This is a genomic window from Bacillus sp. ISL-55 (genome assembly GCF_018613155.1).
In the GTDB taxonomy this organism is placed as follows: Bacteria; Bacillota; Bacilli; order Bacillales; family Cytobacillaceae; genus Mesobacillus.
The window spans coordinates 68534-84419 of the sequence record NZ_JAGGQU010000038.1; the positions used below are offsets into that span (position 1 = coordinate 68534).

Sequence of the window (15886 nt, forward strand, 5' to 3'; positions counted from 1 at the left end):
GTTCGAGCATCTTCTGACAGCTTTTCATGTTTTTTCTTAAAACCTGTCTTAATAACAATGCTTTCATGACAGCTTTTACCCTATTCGCTTGAAACCTGTCAAGATTACGAGGTTTTCTTGACAGCTTTTACCCTCTCCACCTGAAACCTGTCACAATAACCGCGTTTTCTTGACAGCTTTTACCCCATTCGCTTGAAACCTGTCACAATAACCAGGTTTTCTTGACAGCTTTGACCCTCTCCACCTGAAACCTGTCACAATAACCAGGTTTTCTTGACAGCTTTTACCCTCTCCACCTGAAACCTGTCACAATAACCGAGGTTTCTTCCACCAAAAAAAGCCCCGCCGAAGCGAAGCTTTTGTCCAAACAAATTGCTATTACAGAATATCCATCCAAATCTTAATCGCAGTTCCCAAAATCAATACTGCAAGGATGTATTGAAGAATCTTCGTGTTTACTTTCTTACCTGCGTTTGCACCGAGTGGAGATGCGATTAGACTCGCTACGACCATGATCAATGCTGGTAAGAATTCTACCTGGCCGGTGGCAAGCTTACCTACTGTGGATCCAATTGATGAAATGAAAGTAATGGCAAGTGAAGTTGCGATTGTCATTCGAGTAGGAATCTTCAGCACGACTAGCATGATCGGCACCAGCAAGAATGCACCAGCAGCACCTACGATACCTGCTCCAATCCCTACGATGAAGGCAAAAAATGCTGCCAGCCATTTATTGAAGGTTACCTGGTCTAGCGGGATATCATCTACTCCCTTTTTCGGAACAAACATCATAACAGCTGCAATCAAGGCGAGGATACCGTACACCAGGTTGATTCCGCCTTCAGACATGATGCGGGAACCATAGCTTCCGATCAAGGAACCAACCAGGATAGCGGAACCCATATAAATGATCAAGGTCTTGTTAAGATATCCGCCCTTACGATAAGCCCAGACACCGCCGATAGTGGCGAAGAATACCTGAACCGCACTGATCCCTGAAACCTCATGGGCACTGAATGCGGCAATGCCGAACAATGGCGGTATATATAATAACATAGGGTATTTAATGATTGAGCCGCCAATGCCAACCATCCCGGAAATATAAGAACCGATAAAACCAATTAGAAAGATGACAATAAGAAACGTAAAATCCATCGGGCTTCCTCCTTTTTTTACAAAGCTGTTTTCGTAAAGATTGTTGTTAAAATCCTAAAGCCGATTTTAACGTAATAAAAAGCCATTTTGCTGGTCGGTACTAAGTTTGCATGCTCTTTTCTCATAAAAAGAGTCAACTTTACGAAAAAAATAGATTTTGAGATCCTATTTTGTATTCATTAGCAACAAAGTTTGAGAAAAGAGCCCTTACAAAGCTACTTTCTTAGAAATGCTGTAACGCCTATTCCATTTCAAAAAACGCAAAAGAAAAAGGAGACGAGCTCCCCTTTCGTTCAATTACGCCTTCTTCATCCAGAACTTGAACACACCGTTTTCTTCTTCATGCTTCAGAAGTTCGTTCCCAGTGGATTGTGCCCAAGCTGCTAGATCTTTTACAGCGCCTTTATCAGTTGTGTGGATTTCTAGTACTTCTCCAGATTGAAGGTCAGTGATTGCCTTCTTTGTTTTTACGATTGGCATTGGACATGCTAGTCCTTTTGCGTCTAATACTTTTGCTACGTTCATGTTAAAATCCTCCTTGGTTGTTTAAAAAGTTGTATGATCCGAACCTGGTCAGGGAGCAAAGCCCCCCTTATCAGATTTATCTTACCGCACAGCGGTTTGGTCCGATTTCCATTTCTCTTTGCTTTTCGTCGTCTGGGCTGATTTTACCCATGTTTGTTTCACGAATCTCCTGGTATGCATTAGGCTGCGGTGGCAGGTTCTCTGTTACAAGTCTGCGGAACTCAGCTTCGTCTTCGATGTTCAATCCATGGTTTTTCGCGAATAGTGTACCTAATTTTTCAGATACGCTGCCATCTTCGTTCAGCTCATCAATGATCATGAAGTGTGCAGGCAGAACGACAAGCTCATCAGAAAGCTGCTTGTAGCGAGTGTATAGTGAGTTTCTTAGATCTGCTACCCAGTCTTCTGCTTTACCAGCAAGGTCAGGACGTCCAATTGAGTCAATGAATAGTATATCCCCAGAAAGAAGATATTTTTCATCTACTACAAATGAAGTGGAACCGATTGTGTGTCCTGGTGTGTAAAGCGCGTTGATGTCGATGTTTGTTTCACCGATTTTTACAAGGTTGCCATCTTCAAGAGGCTGGTAGTTGAATGTAACTTCATCAGCGTCTTTTGGAGGCAGCCAGTACGATGCACCAGTTGCTTCAGCAATTTTTCTGCCGCCAGAAATATGGTCTGCGTGCAGGTGAGTATCGAATACATGCTTGATTTCAACGCCAAGCTCTTTAGCAAAATCAAGATATACATCCGTCATTCTTGTTGCGTCGATCAATGCAGCTTCACCGTTAGATACAACCGCGTAAGACAGGCAGCCTTTGCCGATGCGGACGAACTGGTACATTGCTCCGCCATCTTTAAGATCGCCAACCTTGACTGGCTCGAGGTGTTCGCTCCATGCTTTCATTCCGCCTTGAAGATAAGATACTTCACGGCCTGCTTCTTCAAGCATTTCAGCAACCATTACTGATGAACCTTCTTTTGCACATACAACAAGAACTTCTTTATCAGTTGGTACTTTATCAAGGATTTCTTCTACTCCATCAAGAAGATCGAAGTAAGGAATGTTAAGGTATTCGAAGTTTTCGCCTTCGATTTTCCAGTCGTTGAAGTCGCTCTCGTTACGGACATCAAGGATGAAAAATGGTTCTTTATTGAATACTTTTTTAGTCACTTCTTTAGACGGCATTGCTTTCATAATCTATTGTACCTCCCTGGGTATAATTTTTTCTAAAAAAATAATTACTGTACTTTCGTTTCAGTTGGGCCATTCCATTCAGACATGCCTGGAACCACATTCCAAACGTTTTCGAAGCCTTTGCCTGCAAGTGCCTGGGAAGCCATATCGCTTCTGTTGCCTGTACGGCAAACAACCAGGATTGTTTTGGCCTTATCAAGTTCTGCCACACGATTTTCCAGATCTCCGAAAGGAATTGAAATCGCATTTGGAATATGTCCGAAAGCATATTCAGCTGGTTCCCTTACATCAAGGACAACAACATCCTCGTTTGCTTCAAGCTTTTTGAAAACATCGTCGTTTGAAACAATGTTCGGATATTTTGTTTCTTCTTGTTCTTCACCTGAACCGCCTTTGCGGATATAGTGTTTAAGAACATCGCCTTCTTCAATCGTTCCAAGGTATTGGTTGCCAGAGCTTTTAGACCAAGCCTGGATATCTGCTCTAGAACCTTTATCCGTTGCGAGCACCTCTAAAACCTCGCCAGGATTTAAATTGTTAATTGCTTTTTTAGTTCTGACAATCGGCATTGGGCAAGCAAGCCCTTTTGCGTCGACTGTTGCATTTGTCTTAACAGTTTCCATTTGTCGACCTCCAATTAATAGTATCTTTTAGATAAACAGGTTGACGTTTCCGTTCTCTGCATCAGCAAGGTAAGCTGCTACACCGGCAAATTCAACGCCATCCATGATTTCTTCATGAGTAAGACCAAATAAGTCTACTGTCATCTGGCAGGCAACAAGCTTAACATCCTGTTCTTTTGCCATGTCAATCAAGTCTGGAAGCGGCATTGCATTGTGCTTCTTCATTACATCCTTGATCATCTTAGGCCCGAAGCCTGCATAGTTCATTTTTGATAATCCTAATTTGTTCGCGCCTCTTGGCATCATCTTGGCAAACATCTTTTCAATGAAGCCTTTGTCAGCCTGGATCGGCTCATCTTTTCTAAGTGCGTTCAATCCCCAAAATGTGTGGAAAATTGTCACTTCATGATCATAGGCAGCAGCACCATTTGCAATGATATAAGCAGCCATGACTTTATCATAATCCCCACTGAATAAAATGATCGTGGTTTTTTTCTGTTCTCCCATTATCTTCTTCCCCCTCTTTAATTACGGTAACGGGTATTTACGAGTGCAAAAAAAATATTATATCTTTTCTAACGTGATTACGTTGTTAAATACCTTACAGGGTATATATTACGAGAGATTATTGTCTTTGTCAACCGTAATTATGAATTTTTCATGACTTTTTTAGTGACGAGGTATTTTTACCATAGAAAAGTGATTTTCGCGGATATTATCATCATATGTGCTATTAGGGAAATGTTGATTCTAATTTGACGTCGAAGTTAAAAGCAATATATTGAAAAAGAAAAAAGAGGAGTACTGCAACAGGTGATATTATTAATAGAAGAAAAACGTTTTCCAGGATAAATAAGGTGAGAAGAGATAGTGGCCAAATAAGAGATAAAGCAGTGAATTTATTAGAAGAAGTAATAGTGGAATAATAAAAAGAAATAAAAGCCTGGATTCATATATCTTTATAATTAGCAGATTGTAAAGATTGTGAGCCAGGCTTGATCAGTCTTCATCAAGCATCCTATATTTTACACTTTCATCGTAAAGCCCATTTTTCTTGCTCCAAGCCCAAATGATCCCTGCTGAGGCAGTGAATGCGATCATGACCAATAGTAAGATCCAAGCTCCTGGTGCCATTTTTACACCTCCTGTCGTTATAAATCCTATACTATCGAATTACTCTAACAGAAATCTCCTAAACCGTCCAGAGTATATTTTAGGGGTTGTAAAAAAAAGGCTTTGGGATTACAATGTGGTCAAAATTATTTGGGAGGTAAACAAATGGAACATGAATCCCTGGGTTTTTATTTCGATTTTCTTTATTATATCGGAGTCCCTATCCTGATTATCTTCGTCCTTGATACACTGCGCAAAAAGAATAATAAAAAAGAAGAACAAAATTAAATAATTCCTGACAGAGCGAAATCATTTCGCTCTGTTTTTTTTTTGCCATAAATGTAAATAAACGAAGTTTTTTTCCATTTAGTCAGCTAGTATAAAACAATTGGATAACACTATAGAAAACTTGAATAACTTTATTTCTTTATGGGTTGTATCATGAAACATAGCAGATTGTGAAGAAATTGTGAAATTTATGTGTTTATTTTATGAACAAGGGTGTGTCAAAATGTTTACAGACGAAAAATGGAGTTCTTCAAAGAACTGGTTCATCGCTGCTGTCTTTTGGATTATCATCGGCATGAGCATGGGACTTCTTACTGCAACAAAACAAATTTGGCCAGAATTGTTGAACAATCGCTGGACAACTTATGGGCATGTTCGCTCGGCACACGTGATGCTCGTCATCTACGCGTGGTTATCAATGGCTTATGTAGGATCAATGTTCTACATGATTCCAAAGCTTGCTAAAACGAAGGTTTATAGCGAAAAGCTTGGGAATTTCGCTCTAGTATTTTATAACATTGTCATTTTGGAAGGATTCTTCGCATTACTATTTGGCCAGACCGAGGTTATTGAGTATGGCGAATTCCCATTATGGGTTGACGTCCAGCTCCTTGTCGCAATCGGGCTTGTTGCTTATAACCTTTTCAAGACGGTTGGGCAAAGAACCGAGAAAATGCTTTATGTCAGCCTTTGGTACTTCCTCGGCTCATTGCTGTGGCTGCCATTGACATGGATTGTCGGTAACTTCCCGGCACAATGGATTCCAAGTGGAGTGCAGCAAGGTTTGATGGGCTGGTTCCTTGGACATAACGCGATCGGCCTTTGGATGACTACAGTCGGTGTTGGACAGATTTACTACCTGCTTCCTAAACTGACAGGACGTCCTCTATACAGCCACCAGCTTTCCATGATTGGATTCTGGGCAATTGCTACATTCTATGTTTGGAATGGTCCTCACCATTTGATGAATGGACCAATTCCTAGCTGGATTTCAAAAGCAGGCGTCATTCCTTCCATCGTTCTATTGATCCCGGTTTGGGCCGTATTGGCTAACTTCTGGGGTACGATGAAAGGTTCTTGGTCACAGACAAGGACGAGCGTACCGCTTCGCTTCACAATGGCTGGTACAATTTTCTACCTTTTCGCATGTCTTCAGGGGCCACTGCAGGCTCTTCCTTCAGTAAGTTCAGTTATTAAGTTCACTCACTGGACTGTCGGGCATGCACATATGGGACCATTCGGTGCGTTCTCTTTCACATCGTTCGCAGCAATCTACTACATCCTGCCTAAAATCGTTGGTCGCGAAATGTTCAGCAAGAGAGCAATGGAAGCACACTTCTGGTTCTCTACAGTCGGTTTCCTAGTATTTGCATTCTCATTGTGGATCGCAGGTGTTGTCCAGGGATTCGCATGGATCGAGGGTGTTCCATTCCTGCAGACTGTATTGATGATGGAACCTTACGTACAAGGCCGCGCAATCGGTGGAACAATGATGTATGTAGCTCAATTCTTCCTTGCATGGAATATGTATAAAACTATTAAACTTGCAAAACTTGAGAAAAAACAGCAAGCACAGCAGCAAGCTGCTTCTGCTTAATGAGGAGGGAAAACGTTGGAACGTAAACCATCAGCTGTATTAATCGTTGCTTTAATTCTATGGACTTTCGGTGTAGCCGGAACGGTCATCCTTCCCCTCTTCGATCAGGAAATCAACTCTGCGACTGCGAGCGGTGAGCTTCGCAATTACCCAGAGGATTCCGCTGAAGCAAGAGGAAGAGAAATATATGTACAAAATGGCTGCCAGACTTGCCACACACAATTTGTAAGAGCCTTGCCTGCTGATACGAACCAAAACCTTGGACCCGTATCTAAAGGCGGCGACTATAAATATGATTTACCACATCTATTGGGATCCAACCGTACAGGCCCGGATTTAATGTGGGTCGGCTTGAAATATAACGAAGACTGGCAGCGCCAGCACTTGATTGATCCTCAATCTACAAGCCCTGGAACAATCATGCCTTCTTTCGATTATCTATCCAACCAGGAGCTTGATGATCTTGTCGCATACTTGATGAGTCTCAAGCCAACAGAAGAACGATTGGAAGAATATAAGAAAGAATTGAACGACGCAAAATCAAACTCTAACTAAGCCTCATTTTCATAATCATTACCTTAAACTCCGCGGTTTAAGGTAATGAGTTTCTAAAACAGCATTTTAAAGGCAGGTGTAAAAAATGAAAAAAGAATATCAGCAACATGATAGCAAAGAGGCGGATATTGTCTCTGATATTAAAATTGAGCACAATAAAGTGCCTAAGCTCCTGGTAGCTGTATTTTATATTGTGGCTATCTGGGCGATTGGATATGCGATTTTCATGCCTGGAAAGCTTGCAGTCGAACCTGCTGCTTCTCCACAGGATAATAAAGGAGAGCTGATTTTTGAGGGTACTTGCCTGAGCTGCCATGCTACAGGTGCAGCACCGGACTTAAGCGGCGTAACCGACAGGATGACCGAAGAGGATATCAAGAACGTCATCAAGAAAGGCCGTAACACGATGCCTGCAATCGGACACCTTTATACTGAAAAAGAAATCGACAAAGTTTATGAATACTTAAAGGACTACAGATAAGAAAGGAGGATTCTCGTGGGTAAAACTATAACTAGATGGGCATTTTTCATCATTATTTTCACACTGCCATTCTGGAACGGTTTCCGGATGGACATCGACAACGAAAAACTATTCTTGTTCGGCTTCCAATTATCCTATGAAGCTGGCTATCTATTTTTCGTTTTCTTATTCTTGTTCCTGATGGCTTTCCTGGCCCTGTCAATGATTGTGTACAGGGCGTTTTGCCAGTATGCATGCCCGCATAATACCTTCAGCATGCTTTTGAACAAAATCGAAGCAAAATTAGGTGATAAAGGGAAAGCCGTAACATTCCTGCTGGCTTTGGTTGTCAGCTTCTTCATGGCTTACGCGACAGTGAGCTATTTCTACGACCCAATGACAATCTGGGAATCGCTCGTTAATTTTAAAATGAACAAATATTTCTTCCTTGTCACTTCAACTGCTGTGTTATTTACAGCTTTATCGTACAAGGCAAGGAACTCATTCTGTAAGGTTTGCCCATACGGACTTGCCCAGGGCATTTCCCGTGTGGATGACAAAACTCAGTGGCTTACACATCCAGGTGTATGGATTACTTGGGGCACAACGACTGCCCTAGTACTAGTCCTGCTTATTGGATGGTTCTAAAGAAAACCGAAGCGAGGTGAGAACTCCCATGAAAAAAATCTTGAAACTGTCAGCATTTGCACTCCTATCAATATCTCTTACTGCCTGCTCTGAAGCAGCAGTAAAAGAGACATCACTTGATAATAAAAACGAGAAAGAACTTCCACCAATCCATGAGGACTATTCTTCAAACTGGTGGAAAGACCAGCCGAACGGCAACGCAGATACCAATACAGATTGGAACGGCGAAGGCTGGATCCTGTCGGCAAACGAAGTTAGTAACGGTATTGCCATCGCTGATATCAAAACAGGCAATCCCGTAAAGTACATTCAAAGCTCAGGTACACCCCACCATGTACACCTGAACAAAGACCAGACATGGGCTTTTGCGACACAGCGTTATGGAACAAGCGTGCTGGCTATCAATATGGAAACTCTCGAATCACATGACATCGATTTCCCGGGGTTTGATACCCCTCCTGCGCCACAGCACATGACGTTTTCAAGGGATGGCAAATATGCATTTACCTCACTTAACGGCGTTGGAGCGGTTGGAATGATTGATGCTGAAAAAGCCGAACTTGTAAAAGTCTTTAAAGATGTTGGTAAAAAGCCAAGGGATTTGAATGTCACTCCTGACGGCAAAAAGCTTTTTGTCAGCCTGCAGGCAGAATCCTTCATTACAGTCATCGATATTGAATCTGGTGAGATGAGATACCTGGAAAGAACAGAGACTGACTACGGAAAAGGAACAGGTTCCGGTCTGGATATGTCAAACGATGGCAAACTTGTAGCAGTATCCAATACCGCCGACAATGAAGTGGCTATCTATGATGCCGAGTCTGAGGAGCTTCTTAAGAAAATCGGAGATATCCCTAAGCCCGTCAACGTAAGCTTCATGGGCGATACTTATGACTTGGTTACAGGGAATCGTAATGATGGATCCATTTCCATCATTGATGCAAAAAAATTAAAGTTCATCAAAACGGTTAAGACTGGTGCCGGAACGAACATCCCTTATCTTGGACCCGACGGTTACTGGTATACTTCCCAGAATGGTGCAGGCTTCTTGACTGTCCTCGATCCTGAAGACAACTATAAGATCGTAAGAAAAATCTGGGGCGTTCAGAATATCCACTGGCTCGCGTGGAGCCCAGATGGCAGTATGATGTTCGGTTCAAACTGGGGAGATAAGACCCTAACAAAAATCGATCTTACTAAGAAAAAGGATTTCAGACAGACAATTCCTGTAGGTTTGAATCCAAATGGAATCGCCATTAAAACAAATGTGCCTAAAGACCAAATTTTAGCTTACCAAAAAGGCAATGAGGAAGAAGCAAACAGAATCAAAAAAGCATCTACTCTTGTGTTCCCAGAGGCAAAGGATGTTAATGAGGAAGCTTTCCTTGGTACTTGCCTTCAGTGTCATGATATCGGCCGTATCATGAAGAATTCAAGTAAGGGCGCAGAGCAATGGACATCTGTTGTTGACCGTATGGCAGGCAATGGTGCGAAAATGACCGATGAACAAAGACAGCAAATCATCGATTATCTTGCTACTGACGAACACAAGGCCCTTAAAATCCAAACAGAGCTTGAGCTAGAACTAGACGAACAAAATAAGGATAAAGAATAAGAACAAAAAGCTGAGCGCTTCGTTCAACCGCGCTGAGCAGGAAAAATGAAGAAAAACCCTAATGCTTCTTAACAGGAAGCATTAGGGTTTCCATCTAAATCTCTTATGAAGTTCCACAATCTTTCATGCAGATTGGACTTGAACTGTTTATCTTTTCTTAACAGGAAGAATGGGCGGAAACGGTCTCTGTCTTTGAAAGAACTGACAACAAGCTGCCTTGAGTGAATTTCTGGACAGATTGCCAGCTTGGAGAAGACTGCGACGCCAAGTCCATTTTTTACACCTTCTTTGATGAGTGTGTTGCTATTATACACAAGGACGGATTCTGGTTTGATATTCAAGCCATTCCATAAATCCAGCGTAGCCTGCCTCATCGCACAGCCCGGCTCTCTGATCAGCCAGGTCATTTCCTCGAGAGCTGAAGGGTCCTGGTTTGCCGGATCTGCCCTGAGCTGTGGAGATACACCAAGAACAAGCAAGTCATCATAGAATTCATGTGAAATAAAGTCATATCGGCCGGCTTGTCCTTCGACAAGGGCAAGGTCAATATCAGAAGCATAAAGTAAATCCGTAATATGAACAGATGTGCCGATGGTGATCTGAATTTGATTGCTTGTTATATCAGGATTCAACTTGATGAAATCCTGGACCATCTTTGAGATCAGGCATTCACCGATTGTATTGCTGCATCCGATCTTTATTGATTGGCTTGAGTCTCCTTCTGACAGGAGATTCTCCAGTTTCTCATTCAATGCGATCAACTGCTGGCCATGTTCATACAATGTTTTTCCTGCATCTGATAATTTGATTTTGCGATTGGCCCTGATAAACAGTTGTTTATTATAATAAGCTTCTAGCTGACTGATTTGATGGCTGACGGCTGGTTGTGAAAGATTCAGCATCTTCCCTGCCTGGGAGAAGCTCTCATATTTAGCAGCCGCTATGAATGTCTTTAAATGCTCCAGATTCATATGATCGCACCCCTTTATACTATTAGAATTGGAGGGAATAAAATGAAAAAAATAGATATCGTCATTACCGTTATTGTATTATCTGTTTTTATTTTCGGTTTGATGTACTTTACCAAGGATGATTCCGTCACATACCGCGACGTGAAATTCGAAATTGCCTCATTGGCCATTTTATCCACTGTTTCCCTGTTCACTTATTTCGGTATCAAAAGAAATTTAAATCATTAATTGGCATTATACCATATAGGGTTTAAAATGTGAGGGACAATTAAGTTGTAAAACCTAGGAGACTATCCTGGGTTTTATTTTTTTCCTGAAAACAGTATACTAGCAATCAAATGTAATTATCTTGAGCAGTGAAGTGATAGTATAAATTTGAAAGTTTCCTACAGTAATTATACAATATAATTAATAATACCGTCATAGGTATAATTTTGACATTCTTAATTAACCCTTAACAAATACAGCACAATATAGATGAAAGAAAAGGAGTGACTATTTACAATGACAGAAATTGGATTATTCTTTGCTTTTACTGCTGGAATCTTATCATTTTTTTCACCTTGTGTGTTCCCCCTTCTCCCTGCTTACATAACACATTTGACTGGCGGGAAGATTGAGGGATCTAAAGTAGCTGTAGATCGTGCAACACTTTTTACCCGTTCATTTGGATTCATTATCGGTTTTAGCTTGATTTTTATCGTCATGGGTGCCTCTGCTTCGTTCCTTGGGCAGGTTTTCGCAAACTACCGGACAATTTTGATGCAAATTGCTGGATTGCTGATCATCATTTTTGGCCTGCAGATGGCCGGTTTGCTGAACATTAAATTTCTGATGATGGAAAAGAAGGTCCATTCCGATACAAAATCGAAAGGTGCATTCAGTTCTGTGTTCCTTGGAATGGCGTTCGCGAGCGGATGGTCACCTTGTGTCGGACTTGCACTATCCTCCATCCTGCTTTTGGCGAGTTCATCCGATACTTTATACCAGGGAATGTACCTGCTGACTTCCTATTCTCTTGGGATGGCAGTTCCTTTCCTTATCATTTCTTTTGTCATTTCTTATTCATTAAAGGCAATCAAGAAGATCAACAAATATCTTTCTAAGCTTGCACTCGTGAATGGTATGATTATGGTAGGAATGGGCTTCCTTGTCCTTTCAGGGCAGATGCAGAAAATCAGTGCATGGCTTTCTGCTTACAGCTTATTCGGAGTTTAAAGCGAGCTGTACAGCTTACAATTGATGCCAGGCTGTAAGGAGTGACCTAACAAGTGAAGAAAGAATTGATTGGCAAAAGTGTACTCGTCGTTGAGGATGACCCCAAAATCCGCACACTTGTTAAGATTTATTTGACGAATGAAGGCTATGAGGTGCTGGAGGCTGACAACGGCATTATCGCTCAGGAAATGATAGAAAAATATGATCCGTGCATCCTTATTCTTGATCTGATGCTCCCCGGCAAAAGCGGTGAGGAGATCTGCAGCTGGGTTCGCAATGACCTTAAAAGCATGATGCCTGTCATCATGCTGACTGCAAAGGCTTCTGAGAAAAGCAGGATCGATGGCTTCAAGCTTGGAGCCGATGATTATGTTGTAAAACCTTTCAGCCCTGCTGAGCTGATGGTCAGGATTGAAGCGGTGTTAAGAAGGACGGCAAGCAGGTGCGGAAAATTGACTTTTACAGGTCTTACAATCAAGCCTGCAAAAGGGGAGGCAATGGCTGATGGCAAGCCCCTCGATTTGACCAATTTTGAATTCAGGCTTCTTCATATGTTCATGCAGCATCCAGGACAAATCCTTTCGAGGACACAAATACTCGACACGATCTATGAAAACAACGAAAAAGCCGTCACTGAGCGGACCATTGACGTCCATATCAAGAATCTCCGGGAAAAAATTAAAGAAAAAACGCCCAAAGATTATATCCAAACAGTAAGAGGAATGGGGTATAAATTTGCGGCGAATTAAAAACATGGCGGACTTATTACTATCTAAACTTGTGGCAGTCAACAGCGTCGTCATCCTGCTTGTCATCATGCTTGCAGGTATATCCGTGAAAGATTATGCCTGCTTCCTTGTCAATAACCAACAGGTGACCGGTACGCAGCTGGTTGACACATTGAATTCATTCCTTATCAAAGTGAGCATCATTGCATTTATCATTGCCGGGCTTTTGCATTATTTTTCAGTAAAGCGGATCGTGAAGCCGGTGAAGACAATGGCGTTTGCCGCCAACCAAATCAAAGAAGGCAAAATCCCTACGAAAATAGATGTCTCTGCAAGCGGTGAATTGGGCGAACTTGTAACGAATTTTAACGCAATGTCTGAAACTCTTTCTGCCGTGCAGACAAGACGGGAAGAAATGTTACGAGACATCGCCCATGAGTTGAGGACTCCGTTAACCAATATCAACGGCTATCTTGAAGCGCTTCATAACGGTGTATTGCCGGGCGACCGGGCGCTGTTCGGCTCTCTCTTGGAAGAATCCAAGAGGATTGTGAGGATTGTTGACCTGATATCTGAGCTTGACGCGTGGAATAAAGAGGTTTACTTTCTTGAGAAACAGTTTGAAGTAACTGATATGAAAGAAGTTATGGCAGAATCACTGGCAGCCTTCCAGCTGAAGTTATCGAACAAATTCGAAACAGTCAATCAGCATATAGAACATTCCCCCATTCTTGGTCATGAAGACGGCTTAAAGCAAGTGCTATCCAATCTGCTGCAGAATATCATAGATTATGATACTGGCGGGAAGCTTTCAATCGCTGCACAGCCTGATGGCAAGGTGTACAAAATTACTTTTTCCCACCAAGGTAAATTCATTGATCCGGAGATGAAAGAACTCATTTTCGAACGATTTTACAGGCTCGAAGAATCACGCAGCACAAAAGCAGATGGTGCAGGACTCGGACTGGCCATTGCCAAAAGTATCATTGATGCCCATCAAGGGAAAATTGGCGTTGATACAGATGGGCATCATCACACATTTTGGATAACGATTCCAATCCATTTAGATTCTTAATCATTCCTTAACAATACGATTACATACTGGACTGTAAATGATGTTTTCGTACAAAAGGAGCGATAGTGATGGAATTTACCTACTATAACGGAAAATTGATTGGCCAGCTTGAATATGGATTCCTGCCAATATCTCCGAATACGGAGATGGGCTACAGACCTATGGAGCTGTTCGTATCCTCTTTAACTGGATGCAGCACCTCGGTGCTCGCAAATATTCTCACCAAAAAGAGAATAAACTATAAAAGAATCGACGTACAAGTGTCAGCAAAGCGGAATCCGGAAGAAGCAAACCGGATTGAACAGCTGATTTTCAATGTAAGTGTTCAGACTGATACTATTGATAAGGATGACCAAGCTGAAAAGCTTGCTGGACTTGTCCTGAAAAATTGCGGCATGATCCAATCTGTAATTGGAAGTATCGACATCGGTTATCAGATTGAGTTCACGCCAGACCAGCCAAAAAAAGGTGATGTTGCTTGAACTATATAACTTTTGGCAGATTCACGCTGCCAGCAGATTTGCTAGCGGCATTTGCTGCCATTTTTATCGGAGCCCTGATATATCGTGCAAGGGAGAAAAAGAGTATCGACGATTGGTATTGGAATAGCTTCTTCCTTTACATTGCGGTTTATAAGCTCAGCTATGTACTCTTCAATTTTAAGCTGTTCATTGATACTCCCTTCTCCCTTGTCTACTTTAATGGCGGTACAGAGGGCCAGATTCTTGCATATATCGGGATCGCACTCTATTTATATTGGCTGACAAGGAAAAAGGGCAGCTCCAACAAACCAGAGGAGTATCTCCCTGTGTACTTTATATTCTTTTTACTGTATTGGACAGGGTTATTCGCATTCTCAGAGGATTATCTCGCAACTGCTATACAGGCCGTCCTTTTAGTAGGCTTCCTAATATTTTTCTTCAAAAGTATCAGGCTTACTGCCGAGTATGCCATCTTGTTCCTGATGCTTGAAGCGCTAATCCTAAGCCTTTTTTCTGATATACTATCAGCGGAAAACCTTTTGATCTTCGCACTCGGAACTTATTTAATCATTTTTCAACGTTTTAAAAAGGAGGAAATTCAGCATTGAATAAAAATCTTTTATCATTTGCGATTTTAGCATTGGCTGTTGTCATTCTTGTCGTGAACATCTGGAAACCAGGATCAACAGAAAGCGAGAAGAATACCACAACAGCTCCAGCAGGCGAATCTGCAGAAACAACAGAAGACATTCCCGGCGCGAAGCTTTCTTCGTTGCGTGAAGGCGCTGAGGCACCAGATTTTGAATTGAACACCCTTGATGGAAATGCAATCAAGCTATCTGATTACCGCGGCAAAAAAGTGATCCTCAATTTCTGGGCTACATGGTGCCCTCCATGCAAGGCCGAAATGCCGCATATGCAAAATTTCTACGAAGAATATAATGAACAAGGCGTAGAGATCCTTGCAGTCAACCTGACAAATATGGATAAAGGTGAGGACGAAGTCAAAAAATTCGTCGAGGAATATGGTTTGACCTTTACGATTCCCATGGATGAAGAGGGATTCGCCGGAACGACCTACCAGGCATTCACCATCCCAACCAGCTATATCCTTGATGAAAACGGCGTAATTACCAAGAAAATCGTTGGCCCTATGGATGAGAAAATGATGAAGGACCTTACTGGGGTTAAATAAAAAAGTCGCGGCTTTGGTCGCGACTTTTTTGTGTTTAATGGACATTTTGGCACTTCTCCGACTTCGAAAAAGTCCATTAAACCTTACTTCTTGGACATTTTCGCGCTCCTCTGCCTTCGAAATGTCCATTAAACCTTACTTCTTAGACATTTTGACTCTGCTCCGCCTTCGTAATGTCCATTAAACTTTACTTCTTGGACATTTTGCCGCTCCTCCGTCTTCGAAATGTCCATTAAACCTTACTTCTTAGACATTTTGCCGCTCCTCCGACTTCGAAATGTCCATTAAACCTTACTTCTTGGACATTTTGGCGCTCCTCAGCCTTTGAAATGTCCATTAAACCTTCTTTCTTGGACATTTTGGCGCTGCTCAGCCTTCGAAATGTCCATTAAACCTTACTTCTTGGACATTTTGCCGCTCCTCCGCCTTTGAAACGTCCA

At 42.0% G+C, this 15886-nt stretch carries 20 protein-coding genes; 13 read left to right on the forward strand and 7 right to left on the reverse strand.

Annotated features, from left to right (window positions below):
- Positions 1-378 precede the first annotated feature (378 nt).
- From J7E32_RS17855 to J7E32_RS22990, 6 genes are all read right to left on the reverse strand, one after another.
- On the reverse strand, positions 379-1155 hold the full coding sequence (locus J7E32_RS17855; protein ID WP_214910116.1) for a sulfite exporter TauE/SafE family protein: 777 nt from the start codon (positions 1153-1155) through the stop codon (positions 379-381).
- A 297-nt stretch (positions 1156-1452) separates the two neighbouring features.
- Entirely contained in the window at positions 1453-1680 is a 228-nt protein-coding gene (locus tag J7E32_RS17860) for a sulfurtransferase TusA family protein (RefSeq protein WP_023626705.1), read from the reverse strand.
- 76 nt (positions 1681-1756) lie between these two features.
- Positions 1757-2878 (reverse strand): MBL fold metallo-hydrolase, encoded by a 1122-nt coding sequence (locus J7E32_RS17865; protein WP_214910118.1) that lies wholly within the window; start codon positions 2876-2878, stop codon positions 1757-1759.
- 44 nt (positions 2879-2922) lie between these two features.
- The gene (locus J7E32_RS17870; protein WP_214910120.1) at positions 2923-3501 is read right to left on the reverse strand and encodes a sulfurtransferase TusA family protein; all 579 of its coding nucleotides are present in this window, start codon (positions 3499-3501) and stop codon (positions 2923-2925) included.
- Between the two features lie 27 nt (positions 3502-3528).
- Positions 3529-4008: a DsrE/DsrF/DrsH-like family protein gene (locus J7E32_RS17875; protein ID WP_214910122.1), complete on the reverse strand. Its 480-nt coding sequence runs from the start codon at positions 4006-4008 to the stop codon at positions 3529-3531.
- Between the two features lie 492 nt (positions 4009-4500).
- Positions 4501-4635 carry a hypothetical protein gene (locus J7E32_RS22990; RefSeq protein ID WP_023626701.1) on the reverse strand — a complete coding sequence of 45 codons (135 nt, stop codon included), beginning with the start codon at positions 4633-4635 and terminating at the stop codon, positions 4501-4503.
- Between the two features lie 144 nt (positions 4636-4779).
- Here J7E32_RS22990 and J7E32_RS22995 point away from each other — a divergent pair, with 144 nt between their 5' ends.
- From J7E32_RS22995 to J7E32_RS17900, 6 genes are all read left to right on the forward strand, one after another.
- On the forward strand, positions 4780-4902 hold the full coding sequence (locus tag J7E32_RS22995; protein WP_269745711.1) for a hypothetical protein: 123 nt from the start codon (positions 4780-4782) through the stop codon (positions 4900-4902).
- A 223-nt stretch (positions 4903-5125) separates the two neighbouring features.
- The gene (locus tag J7E32_RS17880; RefSeq protein WP_214910129.1) at positions 5126-6499 is read left to right on the forward strand and encodes a cbb3-type cytochrome c oxidase subunit I; all 1374 of its coding nucleotides are present in this window, start codon (positions 5126-5128) and stop codon (positions 6497-6499) included.
- Between the two features lie 15 nt (positions 6500-6514).
- Positions 6515-7054: a cbb3-type cytochrome c oxidase subunit II gene (locus J7E32_RS17885; RefSeq protein ID WP_214910131.1), complete on the forward strand. Its 540-nt coding sequence runs from the start codon at positions 6515-6517 to the stop codon at positions 7052-7054.
- An 85-nt stretch (positions 7055-7139) separates the two neighbouring features.
- On the forward strand, positions 7140-7535 hold the full coding sequence (locus J7E32_RS17890; RefSeq protein ID WP_214910133.1) for a c-type cytochrome: 396 nt from the start codon (positions 7140-7142) through the stop codon (positions 7533-7535).
- A gap of 15 nt (positions 7536-7550) precedes the next feature.
- Positions 7551-8162 (forward strand): 4Fe-4S binding protein, encoded by a 612-nt coding sequence (locus J7E32_RS17895; RefSeq protein WP_214910135.1) that lies wholly within the window; start codon positions 7551-7553, stop codon positions 8160-8162.
- Positions 8163-8190: 28 nt separating this feature from the next.
- The gene (locus tag J7E32_RS17900) at positions 8191-9777 is read left to right on the forward strand and encodes a YVTN family beta-propeller repeat protein (RefSeq protein WP_214910144.1); all 1587 of its coding nucleotides are present in this window, start codon (positions 8191-8193) and stop codon (positions 9775-9777) included.
- Positions 9778-9845: 68 nt separating this feature from the next.
- On the opposite strand, the gene J7E32_RS17905 is transcribed toward J7E32_RS17900, so the two are convergent.
- A complete protein-coding gene (locus J7E32_RS17905) occupies positions 9846-10748 on the reverse strand; it encodes a LysR family transcriptional regulator (RefSeq protein WP_214910146.1) in 903 nt (300 codons plus the stop codon).
- Between the two features lie 42 nt (positions 10749-10790).
- On the opposite strand from J7E32_RS17905, the gene J7E32_RS17910 reads away from it, so the two are divergent.
- The 7 genes from J7E32_RS17910 to J7E32_RS17940 all read left to right on the forward strand — a co-directional run bounded on the left by J7E32_RS17910 (position 10791) and on the right by J7E32_RS17940 (position 15446).
- Entirely contained in the window at positions 10791-10976 is a 186-nt protein-coding gene (locus J7E32_RS17910) for a hypothetical protein (RefSeq protein ID WP_214910148.1), read from the forward strand.
- A 276-nt stretch (positions 10977-11252) separates the two neighbouring features.
- Complete coding sequence (locus J7E32_RS17915; protein WP_214910150.1) at positions 11253-11966, forward strand: cytochrome c biogenesis CcdA family protein; 714 nt, start codon at positions 11253-11255, stop codon at positions 11964-11966.
- 53 nt (positions 11967-12019) lie between these two features.
- The gene (locus J7E32_RS17920; RefSeq protein WP_353654068.1) at positions 12020-12715 is read left to right on the forward strand and encodes a response regulator transcription factor; all 696 of its coding nucleotides are present in this window, start codon (positions 12020-12022) and stop codon (positions 12713-12715) included.
- Positions 12716-12719: 4 nt separating this feature from the next.
- Positions 12720-13769 carry a sensor histidine kinase gene (locus J7E32_RS17925; protein ID WP_214910152.1) on the forward strand — a complete coding sequence of 350 codons (1050 nt, stop codon included), beginning with the start codon at positions 12720-12722 and terminating at the stop codon, positions 13767-13769.
- 68 nt (positions 13770-13837) lie between these two features.
- Positions 13838-14251 (forward strand): OsmC family protein, encoded by a 414-nt coding sequence (locus J7E32_RS17930; RefSeq protein ID WP_214910154.1) that lies wholly within the window; start codon positions 13838-13840, stop codon positions 14249-14251.
- Complete coding sequence (locus J7E32_RS17935; RefSeq protein ID WP_214910157.1) at positions 14248-14859, forward strand: hypothetical protein; 612 nt, start codon at positions 14248-14250, stop codon at positions 14857-14859. The genes J7E32_RS17930 and J7E32_RS17935 overlap by 4 nt, the downstream gene beginning before the upstream one ends.
- Entirely contained in the window at positions 14856-15446 is a 591-nt protein-coding gene (locus J7E32_RS17940) for a redoxin domain-containing protein (protein WP_214910163.1), read from the forward strand. The genes J7E32_RS17935 and J7E32_RS17940 overlap by 4 nt, the downstream gene beginning before the upstream one ends.
- The last annotated feature ends 440 nt before the right edge of the window (positions 15447-15886 follow it).

What these genes read in the sequence shown, in the direction of transcription:
- J7E32_RS17855 (WP_214910116.1), bottom strand. Translation starts at nt 1,155, where the DNA reads ATGGATTTTACGTTTCTTATTGTCATCTTTCTAATTGGTTTTATCGGT.
- J7E32_RS17860 (WP_023626705.1), bottom strand. Translation starts at nt 1,680, where the DNA reads ATGAACGTAGCAAAAGTATTAGACGCAAAAGGACTAGCATGTCCAATG.
- J7E32_RS17865 (WP_214910118.1), bottom strand. Translation starts at nt 2,878, where the DNA reads ATGAAAGCAATGCCGTCTAAAGAAGTGACTAAAAAAGTATTCAATAAA.
- J7E32_RS17870 (WP_214910120.1), bottom strand. Translation starts at nt 3,501, where the DNA reads ATGGAAACTGTTAAGACAAATGCAACAGTCGACGCAAAAGGGCTTGCT.
- J7E32_RS17875 (WP_214910122.1), bottom strand. Translation starts at nt 4,008, where the DNA reads ATGGGAGAACAGAAAAAAACCACGATCATTTTATTCAGTGGGGATTAT.
- J7E32_RS22990 (WP_023626701.1), bottom strand. Translation starts at nt 4,635, where the DNA reads ATGGCACCAGGAGCTTGGATCTTACTATTGGTCATGATCGCATTCACT.
- J7E32_RS22995 (WP_269745711.1), top strand. Translation starts at nt 4,780, where the DNA reads ATGGAACATGAATCCCTGGGTTTTTATTTCGATTTTCTTTATTATATC.
- J7E32_RS17880 (WP_214910129.1), top strand. Translation starts at nt 5,126, where the DNA reads ATGTTTACAGACGAAAAATGGAGTTCTTCAAAGAACTGGTTCATCGCT.
- J7E32_RS17890 (WP_214910133.1), top strand. Translation starts at nt 7,140, where the DNA reads ATGAAAAAAGAATATCAGCAACATGATAGCAAAGAGGCGGATATTGTC.
- J7E32_RS17900 (WP_214910144.1), top strand. Translation starts at nt 8,191, where the DNA reads ATGAAAAAAATCTTGAAACTGTCAGCATTTGCACTCCTATCAATATCT.
- J7E32_RS17905 (WP_214910146.1), bottom strand. Translation starts at nt 10,748, where the DNA reads ATGAATCTGGAGCATTTAAAGACATTCATAGCGGCTGCTAAATATGAG.
- J7E32_RS17910 (WP_214910148.1), top strand. Translation starts at nt 10,791, where the DNA reads ATGAAAAAAATAGATATCGTCATTACCGTTATTGTATTATCTGTTTTT.
- J7E32_RS17915 (WP_214910150.1), top strand. Translation starts at nt 11,253, where the DNA reads ATGACAGAAATTGGATTATTCTTTGCTTTTACTGCTGGAATCTTATCA.
- J7E32_RS17925 (WP_214910152.1), top strand. Translation starts at nt 12,720, where the DNA reads ATGGCGGACTTATTACTATCTAAACTTGTGGCAGTCAACAGCGTCGTC.
- J7E32_RS17930 (WP_214910154.1), top strand. Translation starts at nt 13,838, where the DNA reads ATGGAATTTACCTACTATAACGGAAAATTGATTGGCCAGCTTGAATAT.